General features: G+C 54.6%; 20 protein-coding genes. 13 read left to right on the forward strand and 7 right to left on the reverse strand.

Features of this window, described 5'->3' with window-relative positions; translation table 11 throughout:
- Window positions 1-10: 10 nt before the first annotated feature.
- On the forward strand, window positions 11-1675 hold the full coding sequence (locus ACT3TJ_RS09340; RefSeq protein ID WP_193054523.1) for a GMC family oxidoreductase: 1665 nt from the start codon (window positions 11-13) through the stop codon (window positions 1673-1675).
- Between the two features lie 189 nt (window positions 1676-1864).
- Window positions 1865-2071: a cold-shock protein gene (locus ACT3TJ_RS09345; RefSeq protein WP_054641278.1), complete on the forward strand. Its 207-nt coding sequence runs from the start codon at window positions 1865-1867 to the stop codon at window positions 2069-2071.
- A 504-nt stretch (window positions 2072-2575) separates the two neighbouring features.
- On the opposite strand, the gene ACT3TJ_RS09350 is transcribed toward ACT3TJ_RS09345, so the two are convergent.
- Window positions 2576-2938 (reverse strand): helix-turn-helix domain-containing protein, encoded by a 363-nt coding sequence (locus tag ACT3TJ_RS09350; RefSeq protein ID WP_226912098.1) that lies wholly within the window; start codon window positions 2936-2938, stop codon window positions 2576-2578.
- On the reverse strand, window positions 2935-3231 hold the full coding sequence (locus ACT3TJ_RS09355; RefSeq protein WP_193054524.1) for a type II toxin-antitoxin system HigB family toxin: 297 nt from the start codon (window positions 3229-3231) through the stop codon (window positions 2935-2937). Before ACT3TJ_RS09355 ends, ACT3TJ_RS09350 begins: the two co-directional genes overlap by 4 nt.
- A 504-nt stretch (window positions 3232-3735) precedes the next feature.
- Here ACT3TJ_RS09355 and ACT3TJ_RS09360 point away from each other — a divergent pair.
- The 7 genes from ACT3TJ_RS09360 to ACT3TJ_RS09390 all read left to right on the forward strand — a co-directional run bounded on the left by ACT3TJ_RS09360 (window position 3736) and on the right by ACT3TJ_RS09390 (window position 12797).
- A complete protein-coding gene (locus ACT3TJ_RS09360; protein ID WP_444622258.1) occupies window positions 3736-5505 on the forward strand; it encodes an SLC13 family permease in 1770 nt (589 codons plus the stop codon).
- A gap of 121 nt (window positions 5506-5626) precedes the next feature.
- Window positions 5627-6292 carry an alpha/beta hydrolase gene (locus ACT3TJ_RS09365; protein WP_444622257.1) on the forward strand — a complete coding sequence of 222 codons (666 nt, stop codon included), beginning with the start codon at window positions 5627-5629 and terminating at the stop codon, window positions 6290-6292.
- A gap of 68 nt (window positions 6293-6360) precedes the next feature.
- A complete protein-coding gene (locus tag ACT3TJ_RS09370) occupies window positions 6361-7047 on the forward strand; it encodes an NADH-quinone oxidoreductase subunit K (RefSeq protein WP_444622256.1) in 687 nt (228 codons plus the stop codon).
- Complete coding sequence (locus ACT3TJ_RS09375; protein WP_444622255.1) at window positions 7044-8534, forward strand: complex I subunit 5 family protein; 1491 nt, start codon at window positions 7044-7046, stop codon at window positions 8532-8534. The genes ACT3TJ_RS09370 and ACT3TJ_RS09375 overlap by 4 nt, the downstream gene beginning before the upstream one ends.
- Window positions 8531-10036, forward strand: coding sequence for a complex I subunit 5 family protein (locus ACT3TJ_RS09380; RefSeq protein ID WP_444622254.1), 1506 nt, complete (start codon window positions 8531-8533; stop codon window positions 10034-10036). Before ACT3TJ_RS09375 ends, ACT3TJ_RS09380 begins: the two co-directional genes overlap by 4 nt.
- Entirely contained in the window at window positions 10033-11805 is a 1773-nt protein-coding gene (locus ACT3TJ_RS09385; RefSeq protein WP_444622253.1) for a proton-conducting transporter transmembrane domain-containing protein, read from the forward strand. The genes ACT3TJ_RS09380 and ACT3TJ_RS09385 overlap by 4 nt, the downstream gene beginning before the upstream one ends.
- Window positions 11802-12797, forward strand: coding sequence for a YihY/virulence factor BrkB family protein (locus ACT3TJ_RS09390; protein WP_444622252.1), 996 nt, complete (start codon window positions 11802-11804; stop codon window positions 12795-12797). Before ACT3TJ_RS09385 ends, ACT3TJ_RS09390 begins: the two co-directional genes overlap by 4 nt.
- Window positions 12798-12874: 77 nt before the next feature.
- On the opposite strand, the gene ACT3TJ_RS09395 is transcribed toward ACT3TJ_RS09390, so the two are convergent.
- The 3 genes from ACT3TJ_RS09395 to ACT3TJ_RS09405 all read right to left on the reverse strand — a co-directional run bounded on the left by ACT3TJ_RS09395 (window position 12875) and on the right by ACT3TJ_RS09405 (window position 15356).
- Complete coding sequence (locus ACT3TJ_RS09395) at window positions 12875-14284, reverse strand: PhoH family protein (protein WP_444665668.1); 1410 nt, start codon at window positions 14282-14284, stop codon at window positions 12875-12877.
- A 203-nt stretch (window positions 14285-14487) separates the two neighbouring features.
- A complete protein-coding gene (locus ACT3TJ_RS09400; RefSeq protein ID WP_444665670.1) occupies window positions 14488-14865 on the reverse strand; it encodes a LysR substrate-binding domain-containing protein in 378 nt (125 codons plus the stop codon).
- A gap of 2 nt (window positions 14866-14867) precedes the next feature.
- Complete coding sequence (locus ACT3TJ_RS09405; protein WP_444622249.1) at window positions 14868-15356, reverse strand: LysR family transcriptional regulator; 489 nt, start codon at window positions 15354-15356, stop codon at window positions 14868-14870.
- Window positions 15357-15478: 122 nt separating this feature from the next.
- Here ACT3TJ_RS09405 and ACT3TJ_RS09410 point away from each other — a divergent pair, with 122 nt between their 5' ends.
- Complete coding sequence (locus ACT3TJ_RS09410) at window positions 15479-16345, forward strand: cation diffusion facilitator family transporter (RefSeq protein ID WP_444622248.1); 867 nt, start codon at window positions 15479-15481, stop codon at window positions 16343-16345.
- Between the two features lie 99 nt (window positions 16346-16444).
- On the opposite strand, the gene ACT3TJ_RS09415 is transcribed toward ACT3TJ_RS09410, so the two are convergent.
- Window positions 16445-16630 (reverse strand): DUF3008 family protein, encoded by a 186-nt coding sequence (locus ACT3TJ_RS09415; RefSeq protein ID WP_087109712.1) that lies wholly within the window; start codon window positions 16628-16630, stop codon window positions 16445-16447.
- A 123-nt stretch (window positions 16631-16753) separates the two neighbouring features.
- Between ACT3TJ_RS09415 and ybaK the strand changes: the two genes are divergently transcribed.
- From ybaK to ACT3TJ_RS09430, 3 genes are all read left to right on the forward strand, one after another.
- Window positions 16754-17221: a Cys-tRNA(Pro) deacylase gene (gene ybaK / locus ACT3TJ_RS09420; RefSeq protein ID WP_444622247.1), complete on the forward strand. Its 468-nt coding sequence runs from the start codon at window positions 16754-16756 to the stop codon at window positions 17219-17221.
- A gap of 104 nt (window positions 17222-17325) precedes the next feature.
- Complete coding sequence (gene dbpA, locus ACT3TJ_RS09425; RefSeq protein WP_444622246.1) at window positions 17326-18723, forward strand: ATP-dependent RNA helicase DbpA; 1398 nt, start codon at window positions 17326-17328, stop codon at window positions 18721-18723.
- A 62-nt stretch (window positions 18724-18785) separates the two neighbouring features.
- Window positions 18786-19643: a PA4780 family RIO1-like protein kinase gene (locus ACT3TJ_RS09430; protein ID WP_444622245.1), complete on the forward strand. Its 858-nt coding sequence runs from the start codon at window positions 18786-18788 to the stop codon at window positions 19641-19643.
- A gap of 90 nt (window positions 19644-19733) precedes the next feature.
- Here the strand turns inward: ACT3TJ_RS09430 and tkt are convergent, their stop codons facing one another.
- On the reverse strand, window positions 19734-21728 hold the full coding sequence (tkt, locus tag ACT3TJ_RS09435) for a transketolase (RefSeq protein WP_444622244.1): 1995 nt from the start codon (window positions 21726-21728) through the stop codon (window positions 19734-19736).
- Window positions 21729-21929 lie beyond the last annotated feature (201 nt).

Consider the following 21929-nt stretch of genomic DNA (forward strand, 5'->3'; position numbering starts at 1 on the left):
AGCAAGGCAAATGACACAACAACAAACCTTGGCATTTGACTACATTGTGATAGGTGCAGGCACCGCAGGCTGCCTGATGGCCAACCGGTTAAGCGCCGATCCGAATAATCGGGTGCTTCTAATCGAAGCGGGTGGGCGCGATAACTATCACTGGATCCATATTCCGGTGGGGTATCTGTACTGCATTAATAACCCGCGCACCGATTGGCTGTTTCGCACCGAGCCAGAACAAGGCTTGAACGGCCGTTCGCTGATTTACCCGCGGGGTAAAACCCTGGGCGGCTGTTCGAGTATCAACGGCATGATTTATATGCGCGGCCAGGCGCGCGACTACAACCACTGGGCTGAGGTCGTGGGTGATGATGCTTGGCGGTGGGAGAACTGCCTGCCGGACTTTATGCAGCATGAAAGCCACTACCGGCTGGATGAAGGAGGCGATGCGGATGCCGAGCAGCGCGAGTTTCACGGCGATAGCGGTGAGTGGCGGGTTGAAAAGCAGCGCTTGAAGTGGGAAGTGTTGGACGACTTCGCCGAGGCGGCCGTGCAGGCCGGTATTCCCCGCACCGAGGATTTTAACCGTGGCAATAATGAAGGTGTTGCTTACTTTGAAGTCAACCAGCGTAATGGCTGGCGCTGGAACACCGCCAAGGCGTTTTTACGCCCCGCGCTTAAACGTAACAACCTGACGCTTTGGCACTCTACCCAGGTGAATCGGCTCTGCTTTGAAGATGGTCAGGGCAGTCCACTCTGTAACGGAGTAGACGTTACCCAGCGCGGGAAAAACCTGAACGCCCGCGCCAGCAAAGAAGTAATTTTGTGTGCCGGTGCCATTGGCTCGCCGCACCTTTTGCAGCTATCGGGTATTGGGCCTAAAGCGCATCTTGAAGAGCACGCCATTGAGGTAGTGCATGACCTGCCGGGTGTAGGCGAGAACCTGCAAGATCATCTTCAGATCCGTTCAGTGTATCGTGTCACCAATGCAAAAACGCTCAATGCGGTAGCAGGCACTTTGCTGGGTAAAGCAGGCATTGGCTGGGAGTATCTGTGCAAGCGCACCGGCCCCATGAGCATGGCACCTTCACAACTTGGCGCCTTTACGCGCAGCTCTAACGAGTATGAGCACGCTAATATTCAGTACCACGTTCAGCCATTAAGCCTTGAGGCATTTGGGCAGCCGCTACATCCTTATCCGGCCATTACCGCCAGCGTATGCAACTTAAATCCGAGCAGTCGCGGAACAGTCCGCCTGAAAAGCTCCAATCCAGCTGATGCTCCGGCTATTTCGCCCAACTATTTAAGTACCCACGAGGATCGAAAGGTGGCCGCTGATTCACTGCGCGTTACTCGGCACATTGCAGCGCAAGCGGCTTTTTCCAAATATGCTCCCGAGGAGGTTAAACCGGGGCTTGAGTATCAAAGTGATGACGAGCTAACGCGCTTGGCAGGCGACATAGGTACCACCATTTTTCATCCCGTAGGCACAACACGGATGGGTTGTGCTGATGATCCGATGGCCGTTGTGGATGCTAAATTACGAGTGCTGGGCGTCAAGGGGTTACGCATTGCGGATGCGGGGATAATGCCCACCATCACCAGCGGTAATACAAACTCGCCCACGTTAATGATTGCAGAAAAAGCGGCTAAATGGATTTTAGAGGAAAATGTGTTGCATTAACTTTTTTTTTAAGCATAGTGTTGACGTGCGACCTGGTTAGGCGCATTCTTAAACGCAGTTGGTTAGCAAGTCGAACGTTGTCAGCAGTATCGAACGCCTAAGCGTGAGTCTGGTGAAAGTTTCTTGTTCTACCCACTGCAATTCGGGTATTTCCCGGCTTTACATTAAGCTACATCGAGGATTTCGATCATGGCAACTGGTACCGTTAAGTGGTTTAACGACACTAAAGGTTTCGGCTTCATTTCTCCGGACGACAATGGCGACGACCTGTTCGCGCATTTCTCTGAAATTCAAGCTGACGGTTTCAAAACTCTGCAAGACGGCCAGAAGGTTTCCTTCGACGTCACTCAGGGTAAGAAAGGCCTTCAGGCTTCCAACATCAAAGTTCTGGGTTAATTCTCAGCATTTGATGTTTGCTGCTAGCGCCAAGCGTTAGTAAGCTGAAAAAACGCTCGTGAGCGTAATGCCGTTCGGTTAACGATGACCGAAGGCTCTAAGAAAATCCGGTATTCTTCATTGGATACCGGATTTTTTTGTGCCTATTCAACAGACATTGCTCGATATTGATGAGCTACATTCCTTCACTGGCCTCAGCACCTTTGCCCAGCATATCCCTGTCGAATGGATAGAGTCTGCTCTTCACCTTTCTGGATGACCGTCCTCGACCATCAAGGCCGAGGACGGTAAAAATATCCAAAACCCGCTATCCAGTAAATCGCAAGGCGGCGCCGCTTAAGTGAACAGCATTACGAGCCTAGCGCCAAGGCTTTTTGCTATCCACTTCCCAGCTAGAAAGCGTCACAGGTGCCACTACCGAGCAAATCAGATACAGCAGACATTGCGGTTAGATTCTTTTGATGGGCAGGAAGGATTCAACCCCGCTGAAGCGGGGTCTGCTGGTTAGGCGACCTGATTCATAAGGCTGTCGTAAGGGATTTTCAGGCCGTCATGAAGTCTTTTTATCATGCCCAGGCTTAGCTTGCGCTTACGATTCAATACCTCAGAGACGCGGCCACTAGGACCGATATAAGCCTCAAGGTCGCGCTGCGTTAGTCCCTGTTGCTCCATGCGAAATTTGATAGCTTCGATGGGGTCGGACGGGCCAATGGGATAGTGCTTATCCTCGTACTTCTCAATAAGGATGGAAAGCACTTCAATTTCATCGGCTTCAGGAGAGTCCGGCGCGGCACTCCAAAGCTCTTCTAGGCGAGCGAAAGCGCGATCAAGGTCGCTATCATTACGGATGGGCTGAATGTTCATCATATTGTCTCCGCATCAACTTTATCGTACTGAGCATGGGTGCCGACGAATCGAACCCAGGCAATTTGCTGCTCATAACGAATGGATAGGATTACCCGGTACTTATTGCCACCGATATTGAAAACAGCGCGCCCACCTTTCAGGATGCTTGCTGTTCTAATATCAGCCTTTAGTTGCTGTGGTGTTTCCCAAGATGCCTTTAGCATCATGTTATACCACTCGGTCAGCGGGGTTTCGGCATCGCCATAGCCCTGCTCCCAAAACTCTTTCAGCGTACGCTTTGCTATGACTCTCATGCCACCTCCCAATATGGGATATTGTAGCGCCTCCCAATTTGGGAGTAAAGTTTGATTCCAATAAGCTAGCGCCACCCTCCCTTTTAAAGCTAAGATTGGTTAGAACGCCCATATCGTCAGATGCCGCTAAGCGCGTCCCCAGTGATCGACTGCATGCCTTTCAGGGGGCGCTTGCGGCGGAGGGCTGACTTCTTGGCGCGAGAGAATGAAGAAACGCGATACCGTATTTCGATCGATTCCAGTGGCACCATGGATATATCGCCTACTGCCTACTAGGGCGCTTATTTATTCTCAAGGGCTTGAGATAGGAAGACCCCGCCGAAGCGGTAATGCTGTTCGGTCATCGGCAAACCTTAACCGAATAGCATTACGCTCACGAGCGGGGTTTTTTGTGTGTGAATTTTCTTATTCTATTTTGGTATTTAAATGTTTCTAAAAATAACTTTTTAGAATATGTGGTTGAGGTCACAATAGCGCATTACTTTTTGTTAGGAATGTCGCGTTATGACACTGGATGCATGGATTGCGATAGCGGTGGTTGCCACCATCTTCCCGCTAATGACCGTCTCGAGGTTAGGGCCTGACATCATTTTGCTTGGCGCTGTCATTGTACTGATGACCCTGGGCGTTATTGAGCCAGCTCAGGCGTTAAGCGGCTTTTCCAACAGTGGGCTGTTTACGGTCGCTTTTATGTACGTGTTGGTGGCTAGTATCCGTGAAACGGGCGGTATCGATCTTATTATTCGCTATGTATTGGGGCGTCCTAAAACCGAGCGGGGTGCTTTGTTGCGGTTACTGCTGCCGGTGGCCTCTTTAAGTGCTTTTTTAAATAACACCCCTGTAGTGGCTACCTATATACCGGCTGTTATGAGCTGGAGTCGGCGGCTGCGACGCTCCCCCCAGCGGCTGCTGATGCCGTTAAGCTTTGCCTCCATTCTTGGCGGTACGATTACCTTGTTTGGCAGCAGTACCAACCTGGTGGTGTATGGGCTGCTGACGGAGCGTTATCCCAATGTGACCATGGGCCTGTTTGACCTTGCCTGGGTGGGTGTGCCGGTCGCCGTGGTAGGGCTTGCCTATCTGGTTATACTTGGGCCGCGCCTGTTACCTGCCCGCGAGGGTTTGGCCAATGCGTTCGCTAACCCGCGTGAATTTACCATTGAGATGGAGATCGATCGGGAGGGCGTTCTGGTTAATCGAACGGTGGAGGAGGCTGGGCTGCGCCACTTGCAAGAGCTGTTCCTGGTTGAGATCGAGCGTGACGGCAACGTTGTGAGTGTTGTGGGGCCTGGCGAGCAGTTAAAGGGTGGCGATAGGCTGGTGTTTGTGGGCACCAGCGATGCCGCTGTCGAACTACAGCAAATTCGTGGATTAATACCCTCGCACGATCATACCTCCAGCCTTGAAAAAGAGTTCAAAGAGCGCCGTCTGGTCGAAGCCGTAGTGTCGAACCAGTGCCAGTTCATTGGCCAGCGCATTCGAGACGGTCGCTTTAGGACGCTTTATGGTGCGGCCGTACTGGCTATTTGCCGAGGCGGTGAGCGTGTCACCGGCAATCTGGGGCAGGTACGCCTGCAGCCCGCTGATGTGCTGCTACTGGAAGCGCGTCCTCCGTTTATTGAACGTCACCGTCAGTCAAAAGACTTTCTCTTGATCAGTGAACTAAACGGTTCTGCGCGGCCTGTTCATGAAAAAGCGCCGCTCGCCTGGGGGATTCTGCTGGGGGCAGTATTGCTGGCTGCATTCGGCGTTTTGAGCATGTTAAATGCCGCGATGCTGGGCGCTGCACTGGCGCTGTTAAGCGGCTGCTGTTCGGTTGAAGCTGCTCGGCGCGGGCTGGATAGCCAAGTGCTTTTGACGATTGCTGCCTCGTTTGGCGTAGGAGCCGCGCTGCAGAGTTCGGGCGCCGCAGATGCTATTGCCGGTGGCATACTGCATGTCGTAGGCAGTAATCCTTGGCTGCTCTTGATAGGTACGTACTGCGTTGTGGCGTTGCTAACCGAGCTTGTCACTAATAACGGTGCGGCGGTGATCATTTTTCCGGTCGTCATGGCCGCCGCCGAGAGCCTTGGCGTAAGCTCAATGCCTTACGTGATCGCGATAATGTTTGCTGCTTCGGCCAGCTTTTTAACGCCTATTGGCTATCAAACCAACTTAATGGTGTATGGCCCCGGCGGTTATCGTATTAGTGATTTTATGCGCGTAGGCGGTGGCCTAAACGTGCTAACCGGGGCCATCGCACTCATATTGATTCCTCATGTGTGGCCCTTTTAAGCGTAATCACTCGCTGTGAATGCCGGTTTACGTTAGGGTCTGTTAATGTTTCATCGCCGCTTGCGCTAAGCGTTCAAGCGCCCTAATCGCGTGCTTTTTCAATTAAGTAAGGATAAATATCATGACGGACCCAGGCGAACTGATTATTGAACCGAAAAACGGTCAACCTGCCGATGCCTGTGTGTTTATCATTCATGGCTTAGGTGCCGATGGGCATGACTTCGAGCCTCTGGTGCCCGCGCTTAACCTTCCTGAAGATGCCCACGTACGGTTTATTATGCCGCACGCGCCACGGCTGCCGGTGACCGTTAACGGCGGCATGGTGATGCCCGCCTGGTACGACATTCTGGCGATGGACCTGGGGCGCCGTGTTGATGAAGTACAGCTTAAATGCTCTGCCAAGCGTATTCAGGCGCTGATACAGGAACAGGTTGATCACGGTATCGATAGCCAGCGGATTATCGTGGCAGGGTTCTCTCAGGGGGGCGCAGTGGCTTATCAGGCGGCGTTATCTTTTCCGTTGCCGTTAGGCGGGTTGCTGGCAATGTCGACCTACTTTGCCACGGCAGACAGTATCGAATTGAGTGACGCCAACAAGGCAATTCCGATTGAGGTGCATCACGGTAATATGGACCCTATCGTGGCAGAGAGTTTGGGACGGGCTGGGTTTGAGCGCTTAAAAGCCCAAGGCTACACCGCCAACTATCGCCAGTATCCTATGGCTCACGCACTTTGCCCTCAGCAAGTGGGCGATATTGGTCAGTGGTTGAGCACTCTTCTGAAGTAATCCTTACATCGACAAGTGATCAAAAGATAGGCAAAGTAATTTGTCTATAAGCCGCTGCAAGGATAGCAATGGCAGTAATCTCGTCTGTCGACCTCATTGAGGCTGTATTAGCGCTGTGTCTTTTGATAGCAGCGCTGATTTGCCTATTTGACCGCCATTTGGTGCGTGCGTGTCGCGCCTTTTTTGCCTTTACGCTCACAATGGCGCTTGCCTGGCTAACCCTGGGGATGCCCTGGTTAGCGGCTGTCGAAGGGCTATTGGGCACGGTATTAACCGTTGCCTGCTTTTTTTACGCGTTAGGTATCTTTCCCTCAAGCGCTTCTAAATTACCCCGTTACGATCATTTTGAGCCGCCACTAACGCATAGAATCATGCGCATTGTGTTAGCGCTTGCCTGGTGTTTGATGGTCGGAGCTGCCATTTTCCTTGTGCTCCCTGAAATGGCTTACTCGCCTGCAAAGCACCCCCTGGTGTTGGCCGGAGTGGCGGTGGTGGCCACAGCAATGGGCGCTTTTGCCTGGCAGCGCCACTTATTGCGCCGTTTGCTTGCCTTTAACGTACTGGGGTCGGGTGTGTTTCTGCTCTTGGCCGGGGTCGCAGGCGCAATTCCCCAAGGGCAGGCGCTGGTTATAGTGGGCCTGGTGATCGCCTGGCTCGGATCACTGCTGGGGGCATTAGTGATCCGAAAGCTTTACCAGCTTGAAGGGCAAGAGGCCCTGTTAGAGGATGACGGGCGTGAGGAGAAGGCTAAATGATAGAGCGATTTGGCCTGACAGACAGTACATTCGAGCCGCTTTTAACTAGCCATTGGGCATTGGCTGCCGCCGTGTGTTTGCCGCTTGTTTTCGGTGGGCTAGCCGCACTCTGGCCACCTAAGCGAATGTGGCCTATCGCGTTGGCATGCGTTCCTGTATTGGCCGCCGGGCTATCGTTATTGATCGACTACCAGCAAGTAGGGCTACTGCACTGGGGCTGGGAAACCTGGGGAATTAATGTTGCGCTGCGCTTAAACGGGGTAAGCGTGCTGATGTTACTGTTAACGCAGTGGCTGGCAGCGGCAGCGGCGCTTTATACCCCAGGCTCGCTGCGGCTTTCGGCACCCGAACCGTTGGCCCGTTGGATATGGCCGTTGATGGGCGTTATGGTCAGCGCGCTTTCGTTGATTTGGCTGGCCACTGACTTGATCACGCTCTACCTTGCGCTGGAGGCCATGGGGTTGGCTGCGGTAGGCATGCTGCTGCTTTCAGGTAAGGCCGCGGCGTTGTTGGCCGGTATGCGGTATCTGTTGCTTACGCTGGTGGGGTCGCTTGCCTATTTACTGGGCGTCGCGCTGCTGTTGGGCACTTGGGGGCGGCTTGATTTGGTCGGGCTTGCGCAGGTTATTGAGCCAGGGCCGATTGTCTGGATCGCAGCGGCGCTAATAGGGGCGGGGCTTGCCTTGAAAGCTGCTCTCTTTCCGCTTCATGCTTGGCTTTCTCCGGTGCATTCCAGCGCCTGGACGCCTGTGAGCGTATTGCATGCTGGGCTGGTGGTTAAAGCATCGCTATTCGTGCTGCTTCAGCTGTGGAGTCTTTTATTACCGGACACCTTTTGGGCGCCGCGATTAATCGCCTGGCTGGGCATGTTGGCCATTATATGGGGTGGCTTAATTGCCTGGCGTGCTGAAACGCTCAAAACAGTGGTGGCTTCATCAACCGTGGCGCAGTTGGGCTACTTGATGGTGGTGTTCCCCTTATTGCTAGGCCCCAATGTAGCATCAGTGGTAAAGGCGCTGGCGTGGGAAGGGTTCTGGTTGCAGTTAATAGGCCATGCGCTAGCGAAAGCCGCGATGTTTTTAGCCGCCGGTAATTTGATAATGGCCACCGGTGAAACGACCCTAAAGGGGCTTGCTGGCACCAGCCGCCGCCTACCGCTTTCACTGTTGGTTTTTGGAATTGCGTCGGTAACTTTAATGGGGCTGCCACCAAGCGCGGGTTTTACGGCTAAATGGCTGCTCCTGCAAGCCATGGTGCTCTCCCACCAGTGGCTGGCAGTGGCAGTATTGCTTATAGGTACACTGTTAACCGCCGCCTATATTTTTCGCTTTTTCCGCTATTCGTTCCTGGAGGAGGCCCCGCGCCACCGTTTTCAGCCGCTTGCTCCGGGTATGGATGCGATTGCGCTTTGCTTAGCCATGGCGGCGTTAGCGTTAGGGCTTTTAGCGCACTTTCCGCTTGAGCTTCTTCATGGAGATAACGCATGAATGTCGCTTGGCTACCCTTGACTGCGTTGGCCGCATCGCTACTGGCTGCGGTGATTATTTTTGTACTGCCTGAAGCATCCAGATGGATGCGTACCCGTATCAACCTGCTGGCGGCGGTCATCAAAATCAGCCTGGTGGCGCTAATGGTAACGCTCGTAGCACGTGGCGAGGAGGCCGTGTTCAGCTTTCAGGTGGTCGGTAATATCGACTTTGTACTGCGTGCTGACGCGTTGGGCGTCATGTTTGCTGGGCTCTCGTCGCTCTTATGGCTATGCACCACGATTTACGCCATTGGTTATCTGGAAGGAACCGCAAACCGTAAACGCTTTTTTGGGTTTTTTAGCTTATGTGTTGCCAGTACGCTGGGTATTGCGCTGGCCGGTAACTTGTTTACCTTTCTGATTTTCTACGAAATGCTGACGCTATCCACCTATCCGCTGGTGGTCCATTCGGGCACTGATAAAGCCTTAAATGCCGGGCGAATTTATCTACGTTACACCCTGACCGCAGGCGTAGTACTGCTGTTGGGTACGGTGCTTTTATATAGTTTAACGGGCGACCATTCGTTCGCCTCCGAGCGCGGTCTAGGAGGCTACTTAGTAGACCACCGCAGCCTGCTAACGTTTATATTTGCGCTTCTGGTGGGTGGGTTTGCCGTTAAGGCTGCCATGGTGCCGCTGCATGGTTGGCTGCCCAGGGCCATGGTCGCACCGGCACCGGTAAGCGCACTATTGCACGCAGTCGCGGTGGTAAAAGCCGGTGCCTTTGGCATTTTGCGAATTATTTACGACTTGTATGGCATTGAGCTAAGCGTAGAGCTTGGGGTTACGACGGTGTTAGCAGTGGCGGCCTCGGTCACCATTATATACGGCTCAATACGCGCCATCGCGCAGCAGGAGTTAAAGCCGCGACTGGCCTTTTCAACCATCAGCCAAGTGTCGTATATCGTGCTTGGGGTTAGCCTGGTGGGCCCTTTTGGCACCATTGGCGCGCTTGCTCACCTACTGCACCAAGGGATCATGAAGGTAACGCTATTTTTCTGTGCGGGTATTTATGCAGAAGAGCTGGGCATCCACCGCATTGATGAGATGGATGGAGCGGGTAAGCGTATGCCACTCACTAGCCTGGCCTTTACAGTGGGCGCCTTTGGCATGATTGGTCTACCGCCGGTGGCCGGATTTATCACTAAATGGTATTTGGGAATTGGCGCCATTCAGGCCGACATGTATTGGGTTGTCGCCGTGCTGGTGTCAAGCAGTGCGCTAAATGCCCTTTATTTTTTGCCGATCGTGCATCGTCTTTGGTTTCGTGTTGGGCCTGCCCATGGCAATGGACGCTGGCCAAAAGAGCAGCGTCTTGGGCGTTGGGAGACTCACGGCTGGCTGCTCTGGCCTGCCGTGTTTACCGCCGTTCTCAGTATCGCTGCTGGCGCACTTGCCGGGTTGCCGTTTAGCCCACTGGATTGGGCAACACGCGTAGCCGAGGGGGAGTACCTGCAATGATAACGCTACTCTTGGTGATAACACTTTGCTGGCCAATCTGCGTGTCATTGATGGGCGTATGGAAGGCCTATCGTACGCCCGATGCTCATCGTCGCTACTTCTCGTGGGTCTGGCTCAGTGCGGCATGGCCGGCACTACTGTTGGCGTATATGGGGGAAGCACACTGGGTGATAGATGCCTGGATGCTGGGCGGGCACTGGTCGCTTAACGCACTGAGCCGCCCTTGGCTTGCTTTCACCGCGCTGCTTTGGTGTTTTGCAGCGATTCATGCGCGTGGATATTTTGCCAAGGAGCAGGCCAGCGCCCAAGCGGGCGACAGTGCCGCTGAGCGCCGGTTGTTGCGCCTGGCTCTGTTATGGCCATTAACGTTTGTCGGTAACGTACTTCTGATTATTGCCCAGGATATCGCCACTTTTTACCTGGGCTTTGCGCTGATGACATTTGCCGCCTATGGCCTGGTCGTACATAACGGTACGCCGGATGCGAAACTGGGTGCGAGGGCCTATTTGATTCTCGCGGTGGTCGGCGAAGGATTGATTCTGGGAGGTTTGCTGTGGGCGGCCGGTAGTGCGGAAACCGTACTGCTGGCAGGCGTACGTGAGGGGATCGCCACGGCTGAGTATGGTGCCTTAATGGCGTGCTTGCTATGGCTTGGGCTGGGCGTGAAGGCTGGCGTTATCGGCTTACACGTGTGGCTACCGCTTGCGCATCCGGCGGCCCCCGCTCCGGCCAGCGCGGTGCTAAGCGGCGCGATGATCAAGGCCGGGCTGCTTGGCTGGATCTACGTATTACCCCTGGGGGAAACCTCGCTTTCCGGTGCGCTCACCCGGCTTGGCGACATCATGGTGGTCGCTGGTTTGGCCGCTGCCTTTGGCGCGGCGCTATATGGGGTGTGGCAGAGGCACCCCAAGGCCGTATTGGCTTACTCCAGCATCAGCCAAATGGGCATGCTGACCGCCATGGTCGCTATGGGATTGGCAGCGCCCGAGGTGTGGCCCTTGTTGCTGCCGGGCGTGGTCCTCTTTGCGGCTCACCACGCGCTGGCTAAAGGCGCGCTATTTATGGGGACCAGCGTTAGTGAGCATTTACCTCGGTGGCCGTTGGCGCTTGTCTGGGTGCTGCTGGCGCTGCCTGCCTTGTCGCTTACCGGCGCCTTTGGCGCTGGGCTCGTCAGCAAGTGGGGCGTCAAAAGCGCGCTGTATGAGATGCATCATGAGCAACTGGTCGCGCTGTTAACCTGGGCGGCAATTGGCACCTCTGCGTTGGTAAGTGTCAGTCTCTGGCGGCAGTGGCAGCAGCGCAGCACCGGTGGGAGCCATCCTGGTCAGTGGGGTGGCTGGCTTGCTGCATTAACGGCCGCTCTTGTGACGCCGATATGGCTACCGCTTCCTCAAGGGAGTGCGGAAATCCCCCCGTTGAAAGAGTGGTTTAGCCTGATGTGGCCACTGCCCGTAGGCATCGTGTTAACGTGGGCGGGATGGTGGTTAACGCGCCATTGGCGTATACGCCCCCCGCCTGCAGGCGACTTATGGTGGCCTTATGCGTGGCTCGTTCAAAATGCCTTGGTAGGGGTGCGCTCTGCTGGGCAGTGGTGTGGCGATGTTAAAGCAGCGTCTGTGGGTATTGCTCTGGCCATTGAAAAACGGATGATGGCGCGCTTAACTCAACTAACGGCCATGGAAAGCTGGATGCGCCACCATACGAGCGGCTTGATGATGGCGTTAGCCATTGTTTTGGCACTGTTATTAATCTGGGAAGGGTCGCCATGAGCCACGAGAGTTCACAGAACCACCGAGGGAGACGTGCCAAAAAGCCCGATGAGATTCCACGCTATGGGTGGTTTGATGTTGTATGGCGGGTGTTGCGCGCCGCTAAGCGTGACCGCCTTACCATGTTGGCGGCTGGTGTCGCGTTTTACGCTCTGCTAGCACTATTTCCTACCATTGCAGCGGTAATATCGCTGTGGGGATTGCTGTTTGATCCGGTGGAAGCAGGGCGGCAGCTTTATGAACTAAGCCGTTTTATGCCCCCGGATGCGGCAAGCCTTATTGATCAGCAGACCCAGACAGTGGTTGAAAGTGCCGAATCTGGCAACGTAATGGCGGTGCTTTTAGGGTTGTTGGTCGCCATGTATATCGCTTCCAAAGGCGTGGGAGTGCTCGTGGTGGGGCTGAATGTGGTTTATGGCGAAAAGGAGCGGCGTAACTTCTTTCTTCGCGGTGTTGTGTTGGTGCTACTGACGTTTGGCCTGATTGGCATGACCTTGGTATCGCTTGGCTTTATTGCGATTGTGCCTGTGGTGGTCGATGCCTTAGCGGTGGATGATCCTTTCGATAAAGTATTTAAGTGGCTGCGCTGGCCTGCCTTGTTGATCATCATGAGCTTTTTAATTGCCCTGTTGTACCGATTTGCGCCTTATCGGCGTGCCGCACAATGGCGCTGGTTAAGCTATGGCACGCTGTTGGCGACCACCTTATGGTTACTTGGGTCAGGCGGGCTTTCACTTTATGTCCGCTACTTTTCAAGCTTCAGTGAGCTTTATGGGTCATTGGGCGCCGTGGTTGTACTGATGATGTGGTTTTGGCTGTCTGCGTTTGTGGTACTGCTGGGTGCAGAAGTGAACAGTGAGATGGAGCGCCAGACCTATAAAGACACCACTATTGGTGAAGAGCGCCCATTAGGTGAGCGCGAAGCCTTTGCCGCCGATACGCTGGGGGTTGAAAACCCTTGGAACGGCGATAAAGAAAAAAACCGCCAGTAGCGAGCTGGCGGTTTTACCGTACGTTTACGTATTAGGCGGTTACCCTCGCTGTAAGAGCCCTTTTTAGAGCAGCCTTTTTACAAAAGCTCTTCAGCCGCCAGCGCCAGGCGCGAACGCTCAACGCTTTTGAGGGTAATATGTCCGGCGTGTGGCCAGTCACGGAAGCGCTCAACCACGGCCGCCATGCCGCAGGTATTGGCGGTTAGGTAGGGCGTATCGATTTGCCCCACGTTGCCTAAACAGACAATTTTGGTATTACGTCCGGCACGGGTAACCAGTGATTTAAGCTGTTTGGGTGTAAAGTTCTGTGCCTCGTCGATAATCAAAAAGGTGTCGTTTAAGGTGCGCCCTCGCATAAAGCCTGGCGAGCGAATTTGCACGCGTGAGCCAATCAGTTGCCGTGTTGCGCCATTATCCCAGGTCGACTCTCCTTCGTCATTGCGCAGCAGGTTATCCATATTGTCGTGGAAGGCACCCATCCACGGCGACATCTTCTCCCCCTCGGTACCGGGCAAAAAACCAATGTCCTCGCCCATCGGAATAGGTGCGCGGGTAAACACAATACGCTCAAACTGCTTGGTATCCAGGGTTTGCTGGAAAGCGGCGGCCAGCGTCATAAAGGTCTTACCCGTGCCCGCGTTACCGGCAATGGTGACCAGGTCAATGTCTGGGTCCATCAGCAGGTTAAGAGTAAAGTTTTGACGGCTATCATGGGCGTGAACGCCCCACACCCCAGCGTGGTGGCGATAGTTGGTCAACAGCTGTAACCGCGCTGATGAGGGCGACAGCTCACGAATAATGGCCTCAAACTCAGCGCCATTCTCGCTGTCGGAGACAAGCATTCCCAAGTGCCAGTGACGGGGCATGTCGCCACTTAATTGATAAAACGTTTGATGCTCCACCCGCTCAACGCTGACATCAACATTCAGCGCTTCCCAAAGTGCCCTGCCGTTGTGTCCCGCCGATGCGTATACTTGGGCACCCTCAATCATGGCATCGCTGTCTGAGAATGCCCGATCGTTAAAGTAATCCTCCACAGGGACTTTTAGCGCGGCCGCCTTTACGCGCAGGTTGATATCTTTGGTAATTAGAATGACCGAGGCATCGGGGCGCTCATCGCGCAGCCGACAGGTTTCCGCCAGAATACGGTTATCCGGACTGTCGTCCATCGAGTCGAAGGGCTTTAAATCGTTGAAGCAGAGAAAGTGCAGGCGTCCAGATTTGCCGCTAATACGTGGGATGGGGATGCCGCGTTGAATCTCGTCAAAAGTAACCTGGTTGGTAAGATCAGAGAGCGTACGGCTAACTTGACGTGCCGTACGGGCAATCTCACGAATTCCGTTTTTATGCTTATCCAGTTCCTCAAGAACCGTCATGGGGATAACCACGTCATGCTCTTCAAAGTGGTAGAGCGCTGCGGGGTCATGGATCAGGACATTGGTGTCCAGGACATAAAGCCTTGTCGCTTTCTTATCGAGTCTTACCATCGGGGGATAGCTCCTTGGTTGACGGCAACATCGACACTGGCAGCTACATCTTACGCCTAGATGACACTTGCCTGTGTCGTTCCTCTGGCGTGTCTTTAAATCTCCTTGTGAGGCACTTTTTTATAGCGTGGAAGGATATTGCACTTTTTTCCACTGCTATATTTCACCGAAGTGACCACTTCTACATTTTAGCGAAGTGACCACTACTGCGAGTTGCCTAGAAAACGCGCCACTTTGTTAAGGAGTGCGGTGGCCACTACGCCCAGGTTTTCACTCTCTACATAGCGGTAATAGTGGCTTTCCAGGGCAAGGTCGTGATTCAGTGAACAGAGCTGATCACTTTCCAATGCTTCTTTAACCAGCGGGTGGGGAAGTAGTGCCCATCCCGTGCCGTTTATTACCGCATCTCGGATCACCTCAAACATGGTGAAGCCCAGGTAGTTAGCGGAAAACAGCGCCTCGCTGACCAGTTTGTCGTCCTGAATGTGGGTTAAGCAGACTTGCGTGTATTGGGCGAGATCATCGCGATTGACGCTAGGAAGCCGACTCAGTGGGTGCTGTGGAGAGGCCACTAAGCGCATGCTTACAGGTGCCAGGTTGGCTGCATGGGGGCAACGCCTTCGGCGGTATAAAGCCCAAACGCAATATCGACAGTTTGGCGCAGAATAAATTGGCTGTGCTCCTGCGGTGGAACAAGATAAACCGATACCGCGGTCAGCGGGAACTGCTGCTTTAAATCGTGCATGACCTGGTGCCAGAACCGCTCAGGAAGCGCATCATCGCGGGCAATGCACAGCTGGTTTTCGACCCCTTGCAGATGTTGGTGGCAGTGCTTTTTGATTCGGCTGGCACTTGTCAGTAGCCGGTAACAGTCGGGGAGTACGCTTTCACCTACGGCGGTTAGTGTCAGGCTATTTCCCGAGCGTTCAAAGAGTGCCACCCCCAGGCTATCTTCCAGCGCATGGACCGCCGCACTTAGCGTACCGCGCTTTATACCTGACTGCCGTGCAGCGGCGGCAAAGGAGCCGTGCTCAGTGACTTCAACAAACGCCTGGACTTGTTCAGCTCGCATACGGAGTCTCGTGGTTGAGTGCTATTTTTTTTAGCGCTGAGTGATTCGTTAAACGTTAGTACACCCTTTACCATGCAGCACGATTTCCTACAATCCTGCTAAATCAGAATGGAGTTTTCTGCGTGACCCCCTTTATTGCTGAGCGCCGTGCGCTAAGATTTTCAGCTATTTCAGCAAGCTTTTTTGCGCTGTCTGGCTTGGTCCTGGGATTAGCCAGTGGCTCTATCACGATTTTATTCGATAGTGGATATTCACTGTTAAGCCTTGTTCTCGCTTCGCTCTCACTGCTTGCGTTACAGCATGCCCGCAAGCCCGCGGATGATCACTACCCCTTTGGGCGGCTAACGGTAGAGCCGCTAGCGGTGCTGCTCAAAGGTGTGGTGATTGCGCTGGTGTGTCTGTTCTCTTTAGTGTCAGCCGTGTGGAGCCTGGCGCAGGGCGGACGCTTGGTGACACTTGATTTGGCCTTGTTATTTGGTGTCGCTAACGTGAGCGGCTGTTTGTTGACCTGGTGGTGGCTAAAGCGCTATGCCCGTATTGCTCGCTCCTCCTTATTGGCGGCTGAGCTGCGTCAGTGGCAAATGGATACCTGGTTAAGCGCGGCGGTAATGCTTGGTTTTGCACTTACCTGGGGACTCACGTTAACGCCCTGGGCAAGTTATGCGCGGTTGGCTGACCCGGTAATGGTGCTGATCATTGCAGGCTACTTTTTACCCATGCCTATCCGCATGGTGCGTGGAGCGCTTCGCGAACTAATGTTTGGCGAACCCATGGGCAGCATTCGCCAGGACATGGTGGAAGAGATCGCCGAGTTTGATATCGCCAGTGACGATGTGCGCCTGGCGCAGGTGGGCAGTTTTCTGATGGTAGATATCCAGCTCGACAAGCAACAGATCGATGATGCTGAAGAGATTGTGGAGAGCGTTGAGCAGCACTGCTTGCAGCGTAATTTGCGCCCCGTCACCAGCATTACCCTGGTGACCACGTAAACTGGGGAAAATAGCACTGTCACTTTCGTTAGTGTTCATCATAACGCCTGCTTAATGAAGCGGGCGTTATGATGTAAAAGCGGAGCACTACAAGCGCAGTTAATCGCCTTTCTTCTCTGGTTTGCCTTTGCGCTCGGTGCTTGCCATCTCCTCAAGCTCCTCTTCGCTCATTGAGTCGTACATATCCTTGGAAGCATCATAAAGCTCACTGGGTTTGGTTTCTCCACGTTTGGCGGAAAGGGCGGCGCCTGCGGCTTTTTGCTGGGCTTTCGATGTAGCTGGCATAATAAGGCTCCTTTCGGTTGACTTCCCTTTAGCGCTTACGCTATTTAGCGTAGCAGGCAGGAATAGGCTTTCCAGAGCGCGCCACAAGGGCTGCCCAACTTTACTAAACATCAAGAGAGCGTCATGACACCAGCCATTAATACGGCCAAAAAAGCGGGTATCCCGTTTGAAATTCATGAGTATCAGCACGATGTAGCGGCGGAGTCTTACGGCTTGGAAGCCGCTGAAAAACTGGGGGTGGCCGTCGAGCAAGTGTTCAAGACCCTGGTAGTAACGCTGGACGGCAAGACGCTTGCCGTGGGGATCGTGCCAGTCACTCAGCAGTTGGGCCTAAAGCAGATTGCCAAGGCCGCTGGAGCTAAAAAAGCCGTCATGGGGGTACCTGCCGAGGTCGAGCGTGCCACTGGCTATGTGTTGGGCGGAGTAAGCCCTTTGGGGCAGAAAAAACGCTTGGCAACCTATATTGATGCGTCGGCTGTGGGCTTTGCCACTATTTTTGTCAGCGCCGGGCGGCGCGGGCTTGAAATTGAGCTGGCGCCCAATGACTTGGCAACCCTTTGTAAGGCTGAGCTTGCGCCACTGGCAGTATGAGATGCACGCAGGGGCAGGCACTTTCTGGTATGGTGCTTCACATTAAAGTGTATCCGTATTAGTTACCTCTTTACTGGCCGTTAAACGGCCCTGCAGGTTTTATTGTGTCAGACGTCTCCTTCTCGTCGCTCGCCTTACCGGCCACGCTGCTTACTAACCTTGAGTCGCTGGGTTATCACCAGATGACGCCTGTTCAGGCGCAAAGCCTGCCGCCCATGCTGGCCGGGCGGGATGTGCTGGCACAGGCCAAAACAGGCTCGGGCAAAACAGCGGCGTTTGGTTTGGCGCTACTCGCTGAACTACGGGTTGAAGTATTTTCTGTACAGGGGCTGGTACTTTGCCCCACTCGTGAGCTTGCTGATCAGGTGGCCGAAGAGCTGCGCCGTTTGGCGCGGGCCATGGCTAACGTTAAAGTATTAACACTGTGTGGCGGAGCGCCGTTTGGGCCACAGTTAGGCTCGCTTGAGCATGGCGCGCATATTGTTGTTGGTACCCCGGGGCGTATTGAAGAGCATCTGCGTAAAGGTTCGTTGACGCTGGGTTCGCTAAGCACACTTGTGCTGGACGAGGCGGATCGCATGCTCGATATGGGCTTTCAAGCATCATTGGACGCGATCATTGCGGAAACCCCGGCAGATCGCCAGACGCTGCTATTTAGCGCTACCTTCCCTGATGAACAGGAGTTCGGTGGCTTGGCGGCCATGACGCGCGGCGTCATGATGGATCCTGTCAGCGTTAAAGTGGCTGAGGTGCATGACGCCACTACCATTGATCAGCACTTCTATGAAGTGCCCAGTGAAGATGCCCGCTTTGGTGCGCTTAAACAGCTGTTGCTGGTCAACCGCCCGACGACCAGCGTGGTGTTTTGCAACACCAAGCGCGAAACTCAGGCAGTAGCCGATAGCCTAGTGGATGCCGGTTTTAGTGCGGTAGCGCTGCACGGTGATTTAGAGCAAAAAGACCGTGATCGTATTTTGATACTCTTTGCCAACCAAAGTGCGTCAATCCTGGTGGCCACCGACGTGGCGGCACGTGGCCTGGATATTGCGCAATTGGATGCGGTGTTCAACTATCAAATTGCTCGTGAGCTAGAGGTTCATGTCCACCGCGTAGGGCGCACCGGGCGGGCTGGCGCCAGTGGCATTGCCTGTACGCTGGTAACCCCTCAAGAAACCTATCGCTTGGGGCGCTTGGCAGAGCTTCTGAGCGAGCAGCTCACCACGGAAGCGCTTCCTAAAGCCACACAAACAGCCCCCTTTGAACCTCCCATGGCGACGCTGCAATTAGCCGGTGGCAAAAAGGATAAACTGCGGCCAGGCGATATTTTGGGTGCCTTGACCAGCGAGGGTGGGCTGCGCGGTGATCAGGTCGGTAAAATTAAAGTGTTGGCTCGCAGTGCTTATGTCGCGGTTGAGCGCAGCGCCGTTCAAAAAGCCCAGGCCAAACTCGAACGTGACAAACTAAAAGGACGCGCCTTTCGTGTGCGTCGCATTCGCTACTGAGTGCCAGAAACTGTCCCTACTTCTAACTGTTTCTACTTCTATAGGAGCCATTGCAGCTAGCCATGAAAACACCCAAACGATTACAGCCCCTGGTCGATGACGGCCTGATCGATGAGGTGCTGACGCAGTTGATGAGCGGCAAGGAAGCACAGGTTTACGTGGTGCGCTGTGGCGAAGAAGTACGCTGTGCCAAGGTATTCAAAGAGGCTAAACAGCGCAGCTTTAAGCAGGCGGTACAGTACCAGGAAGGGCGTAAAGAGCGTAATAGCCGGCGTGCCCGGGCCATGGCGAAGAAGACCCGCTATGGTCAAAAAGAGCAGGAGCAGGCGTGGCTAACTGCGGAAGTAGACGCGCTCTATCGCCTTGCCGCAGCTGATGTACGCGTACCCAAGCCTTTCGGTTTTGTGGATGGCGTGCTGCTCATGGAGATGATTACCGATGCCGAGGGCACTGTTGCGCCACGCCTGGATGACGTAACACTGACCCACGAGCAAGCGCTGCGCTATCACGATAAAGTCATCAAGGATGTGGTGCGCATGCTCTGCGCTGGCCTGATCCACGGTGACTTGTCGGAATTTAACGTGCTGGTAGATGCCGAGGGGCCGGTCATTATTGACCTGCCCCAGGCCGTGGATGCTGCTGGTAACAATAGCGCGGCTGCCATGCTAGAGCGTGACGTTAATAATATGCGCGCCTACTTTGGCCACTATGCACCGGAACTGCTAAAGACCCACTATGGCAAAGAGATGTGGGCGCTTTATGAGGCAGGCGAGCTGCATCCAGAGAGTAAGTTGACCGGCCACTTCGACTTCGACACCCACATCGCCAATGTCGATGAATTGATGGAAGTGATCGATGATGCCAAAGAAGAAGAGGCTGAGCGTCAGGCGCGGATGCGCGATGACGAGGATGAAGATTAAGCTTATTGGTCGTCAGCGTGGATAATCAGGGCATGGCATTTTTGGTGACGCTAGCCATGCTCTGAGTAGAACGTCGTTCAGCTATTTTTCTTACCTGTTTAGCATTTCGTCTGCTGTGCCAAGAATATTCTCAACCGTAAAGCCGAAGTGCTTGAACAGCTCACCCGCAGGGGCGGATTCGCCGAACGTGGTCATGCCGATCACACGGCCGTCCAGACCTACATACTTGTACCAGTAGTCGGCATGTGAGGCTTCAATGGCGATGCGCTTGGTGACCGCCCTGGGCAGGACGCTTTCCCGGTACTCGGCGTCCTGACCGTTGAAGCGGTAGGTCGACGGCATGGAGACCACGCGTACTGCTTTGCCCTGTGCTTCAAGCTCGGCGGCAGCGTCCATGGCCAGTCCCACTTCCGAACCGGTGGCGATCAGGATCAGCTCGGGCGTACCGTCGCTGTCTTTCAGCACATACCCGCCACGCTGAATGGAAGCCAGCTGGGCTTTGGTGCGGGCCTGGTGCGGCAGGTTCTGACGCGACAGGATCAGCGCCGTGGGGCCCGAGTGACGCTTGATGGCTGCATCCCAGGCCGCGGCGGTTTCCACCGCGTCACACGGGCGCCAGGTGTTCAGGTTCGGCGTCGTGCGCAGGCTGGTCAACTGCTCAATCGGCTGGTGGGTCGGGCCATCTTCACCCAGGCCAATGGAGTCATGGGTAAATACGTAGATCGCCTGCTGACCCATTAATGCCGCCATGCGGACCGCGTTACGCATGTACTCCATGAAGATCAGGAAGGTTGCGCCGTACGGGACAAAACCACCGTGCAGGACGATACCGTTCATCACCGCGCCCATGCCGAACTCACGTACGCCATAGTGCAGGTAGTTACCGCTGGCATCTTCCGGCGTAATCGCTTTGGCGCCCTTCCAGAAGGTCAGGTTGGACGGGGCAAGGTCCGCACTGCCGCCGAGCAGCTCCGGCATTTTCGGACCAATCACGTTGAGCGCTTCCAGCGACGCTTTACGGGTGGCGATGCTGTCGCCTTTTTCCTGAGCCTGCTCGATGAGGGCTTCGGTCGGTATTTCAGCCGGCAACTGGCCTTTCATGCGGCGCTTGAATTCCTGCGCCTCGGCCGGGAACGCCTCGGCATAGCGGGCAAAGCGTTTTTCCCATTCCTGCTGGCGGGTTTTACCTGCTTCACGCGCATCCCAGCCAGCGTACACGGGCTCGGGAATATGAAACGGCGCGTGGGGCCAGTCCAACTGCTTGCGTGCCAGGGCAACTTCTTCTTCGCCCAGCGGCGCGCCGTGCGACTCTTCCTTGCCCTGCTTGTTGGGCGCCCCGAAACCGATAACCGTTTTACAGATAATCAGGCTGGGCTTGTCATCGTTCTGTTTGGCAAGTGCAATGGCGGCCTGGATCTCTTCCGGCTTGTGACCATCGACATTGGGCACCACGTGCCAGCCGTAGGCTTCAAAGCGCTTGGCGGTATCGTCGGTAAACCAGCCTTCCACTTCCCCATCAATCGAGATGCCGTTGTCGTCGTAGAGCGCAATCAGCTTGCCCAACTGCTGAGTACCCGCCAGCGACGCCGCCTCATGGGAAATGCCTTCCATCAGGCAGCCATCACCCAAAAAGCACCAGGTGTGGTGATCGACAATGGTGTGGCCCGGACGGTTGAACTGCGCTGCCAGGGTTTTTTCGGCAATCGCAAAGCCGACGGCGTTGGCAAACCCCTGACCGAGCGGGCCGGTAGTGGTTTCGATGCCGGGCGCGTAGCCAAATTCCGGATGGCCGGCGGTGGGCGAGTGCAACTGACGGAAGTTCTGAAGTTGTTCCAGGCTTAACTCATAGCCGCTTAAGTGCAGCAAAGAGTAGAGCAGCATTGAGCCGTGGCCATTGGACAGCACGAACCGGTCACGATCGGCCCATTTTGGGTCTTCGGGGTTGTGCTTGAGGTGATCATTCCACAGCACCTCGGCGATATCAGCCATGCCCATGGGGGCGCCAGGGTGGCCGGACTTGGCCTTCTGAACAGCATCCATGGAAAGGGCGCGAATGGCATTGGCGAGGGCAGAGCGATTTTTCATAAGAATCATGCCTTGGTCTTGTTGATTAAATGACACTGCAAGCTATAAGGCGCTACGAGATCAATGACGCCTGGTCCTGTTAGTCGATGTCAACAGCCGAACGCCATCTGCCAGCGAGTGTTCGCTTGTCATTTTTGCTATTTTTAAAATGAACAGTCTGTGATCAAATGATTGGGCAGTTAAGAGTCTTTCGTCAAGCAT

Origin of the sequence: Halomonas sp. AOP30-A1-24 (assembly GCF_052378165.1) — a bacterium.
Classification (GTDB): Bacteria; Pseudomonadota; Gammaproteobacteria; order Pseudomonadales; family Halomonadaceae; genus Vreelandella; species Vreelandella citrativorans.

What these genes read in the sequence shown, in the direction of transcription:
- ACT3TJ_RS09395 (WP_444665668.1), bottom strand. Translation starts at nt 14,284, where the DNA reads ATGGTAAGACTCGATAAGAAAGCGACAAGGCTTTATGTCCTGGACACC.
- ACT3TJ_RS09350 (WP_226912098.1), bottom strand. Translation starts at nt 2,938, where the DNA reads ATGATGAACATTCAGCCCATCCGTAATGATAGCGACCTTGATCGCGCT.
- ACT3TJ_RS09345 (WP_054641278.1), top strand. Translation starts at nt 1,865, where the DNA reads ATGGCAACTGGTACCGTTAAGTGGTTTAACGACACTAAAGGTTTCGGC.
- ACT3TJ_RS09400 (WP_444665670.1), bottom strand. Translation starts at nt 14,865, where the DNA reads ATGCGCTTAGTGGCCTCTCCACAGCACCCACTGAGTCGGCTTCCTAGC.
- ACT3TJ_RS09365 (WP_444622257.1), top strand. Translation starts at nt 5,627, where the DNA reads ATGACGGACCCAGGCGAACTGATTATTGAACCGAAAAACGGTCAACCT.
- ACT3TJ_RS09370 (WP_444622256.1), top strand. Translation starts at nt 6,361, where the DNA reads ATGGCAGTAATCTCGTCTGTCGACCTCATTGAGGCTGTATTAGCGCTG.
- ACT3TJ_RS09415 (WP_087109712.1), bottom strand. Translation starts at nt 16,630, where the DNA reads ATGCCAGCTACATCGAAAGCCCAGCAAAAAGCCGCAGGCGCCGCCCTT.
- ACT3TJ_RS09380 (WP_444622254.1), top strand. Translation starts at nt 8,531, where the DNA reads ATGAATGTCGCTTGGCTACCCTTGACTGCGTTGGCCGCATCGCTACTG.
- ybaK (WP_444622247.1), top strand. Translation starts at nt 16,754, where the DNA reads ATGACACCAGCCATTAATACGGCCAAAAAAGCGGGTATCCCGTTTGAA.
- tkt (WP_444622244.1), bottom strand. Translation starts at nt 21,728, where the DNA reads ATGAAAAATCGCTCTGCCCTCGCCAATGCCATTCGCGCCCTTTCCATG.
- ACT3TJ_RS09430 (WP_444622245.1), top strand. Translation starts at nt 18,786, where the DNA reads ATGAAAACACCCAAACGATTACAGCCCCTGGTCGATGACGGCCTGATC.
- ACT3TJ_RS09340 (WP_193054523.1), top strand. Translation starts at nt 11, where the DNA reads ATGACACAACAACAAACCTTGGCATTTGACTACATTGTGATAGGTGCA.
- ACT3TJ_RS09390 (WP_444622252.1), top strand. Translation starts at nt 11,802, where the DNA reads ATGAGCCACGAGAGTTCACAGAACCACCGAGGGAGACGTGCCAAAAAG.
- ACT3TJ_RS09405 (WP_444622249.1), bottom strand. Translation starts at nt 15,356, where the DNA reads ATGCGAGCTGAACAAGTCCAGGCGTTTGTTGAAGTCACTGAGCACGGC.
- ACT3TJ_RS09360 (WP_444622258.1), top strand. Translation starts at nt 3,736, where the DNA reads ATGACACTGGATGCATGGATTGCGATAGCGGTGGTTGCCACCATCTTC.
- ACT3TJ_RS09375 (WP_444622255.1), top strand. Translation starts at nt 7,044, where the DNA reads ATGATAGAGCGATTTGGCCTGACAGACAGTACATTCGAGCCGCTTTTA.
- ACT3TJ_RS09385 (WP_444622253.1), top strand. Translation starts at nt 10,033, where the DNA reads ATGATAACGCTACTCTTGGTGATAACACTTTGCTGGCCAATCTGCGTG.
- ACT3TJ_RS09355 (WP_193054524.1), bottom strand. Translation starts at nt 3,231, where the DNA reads ATGAGAGTCATAGCAAAGCGTACGCTGAAAGAGTTTTGGGAGCAGGGC.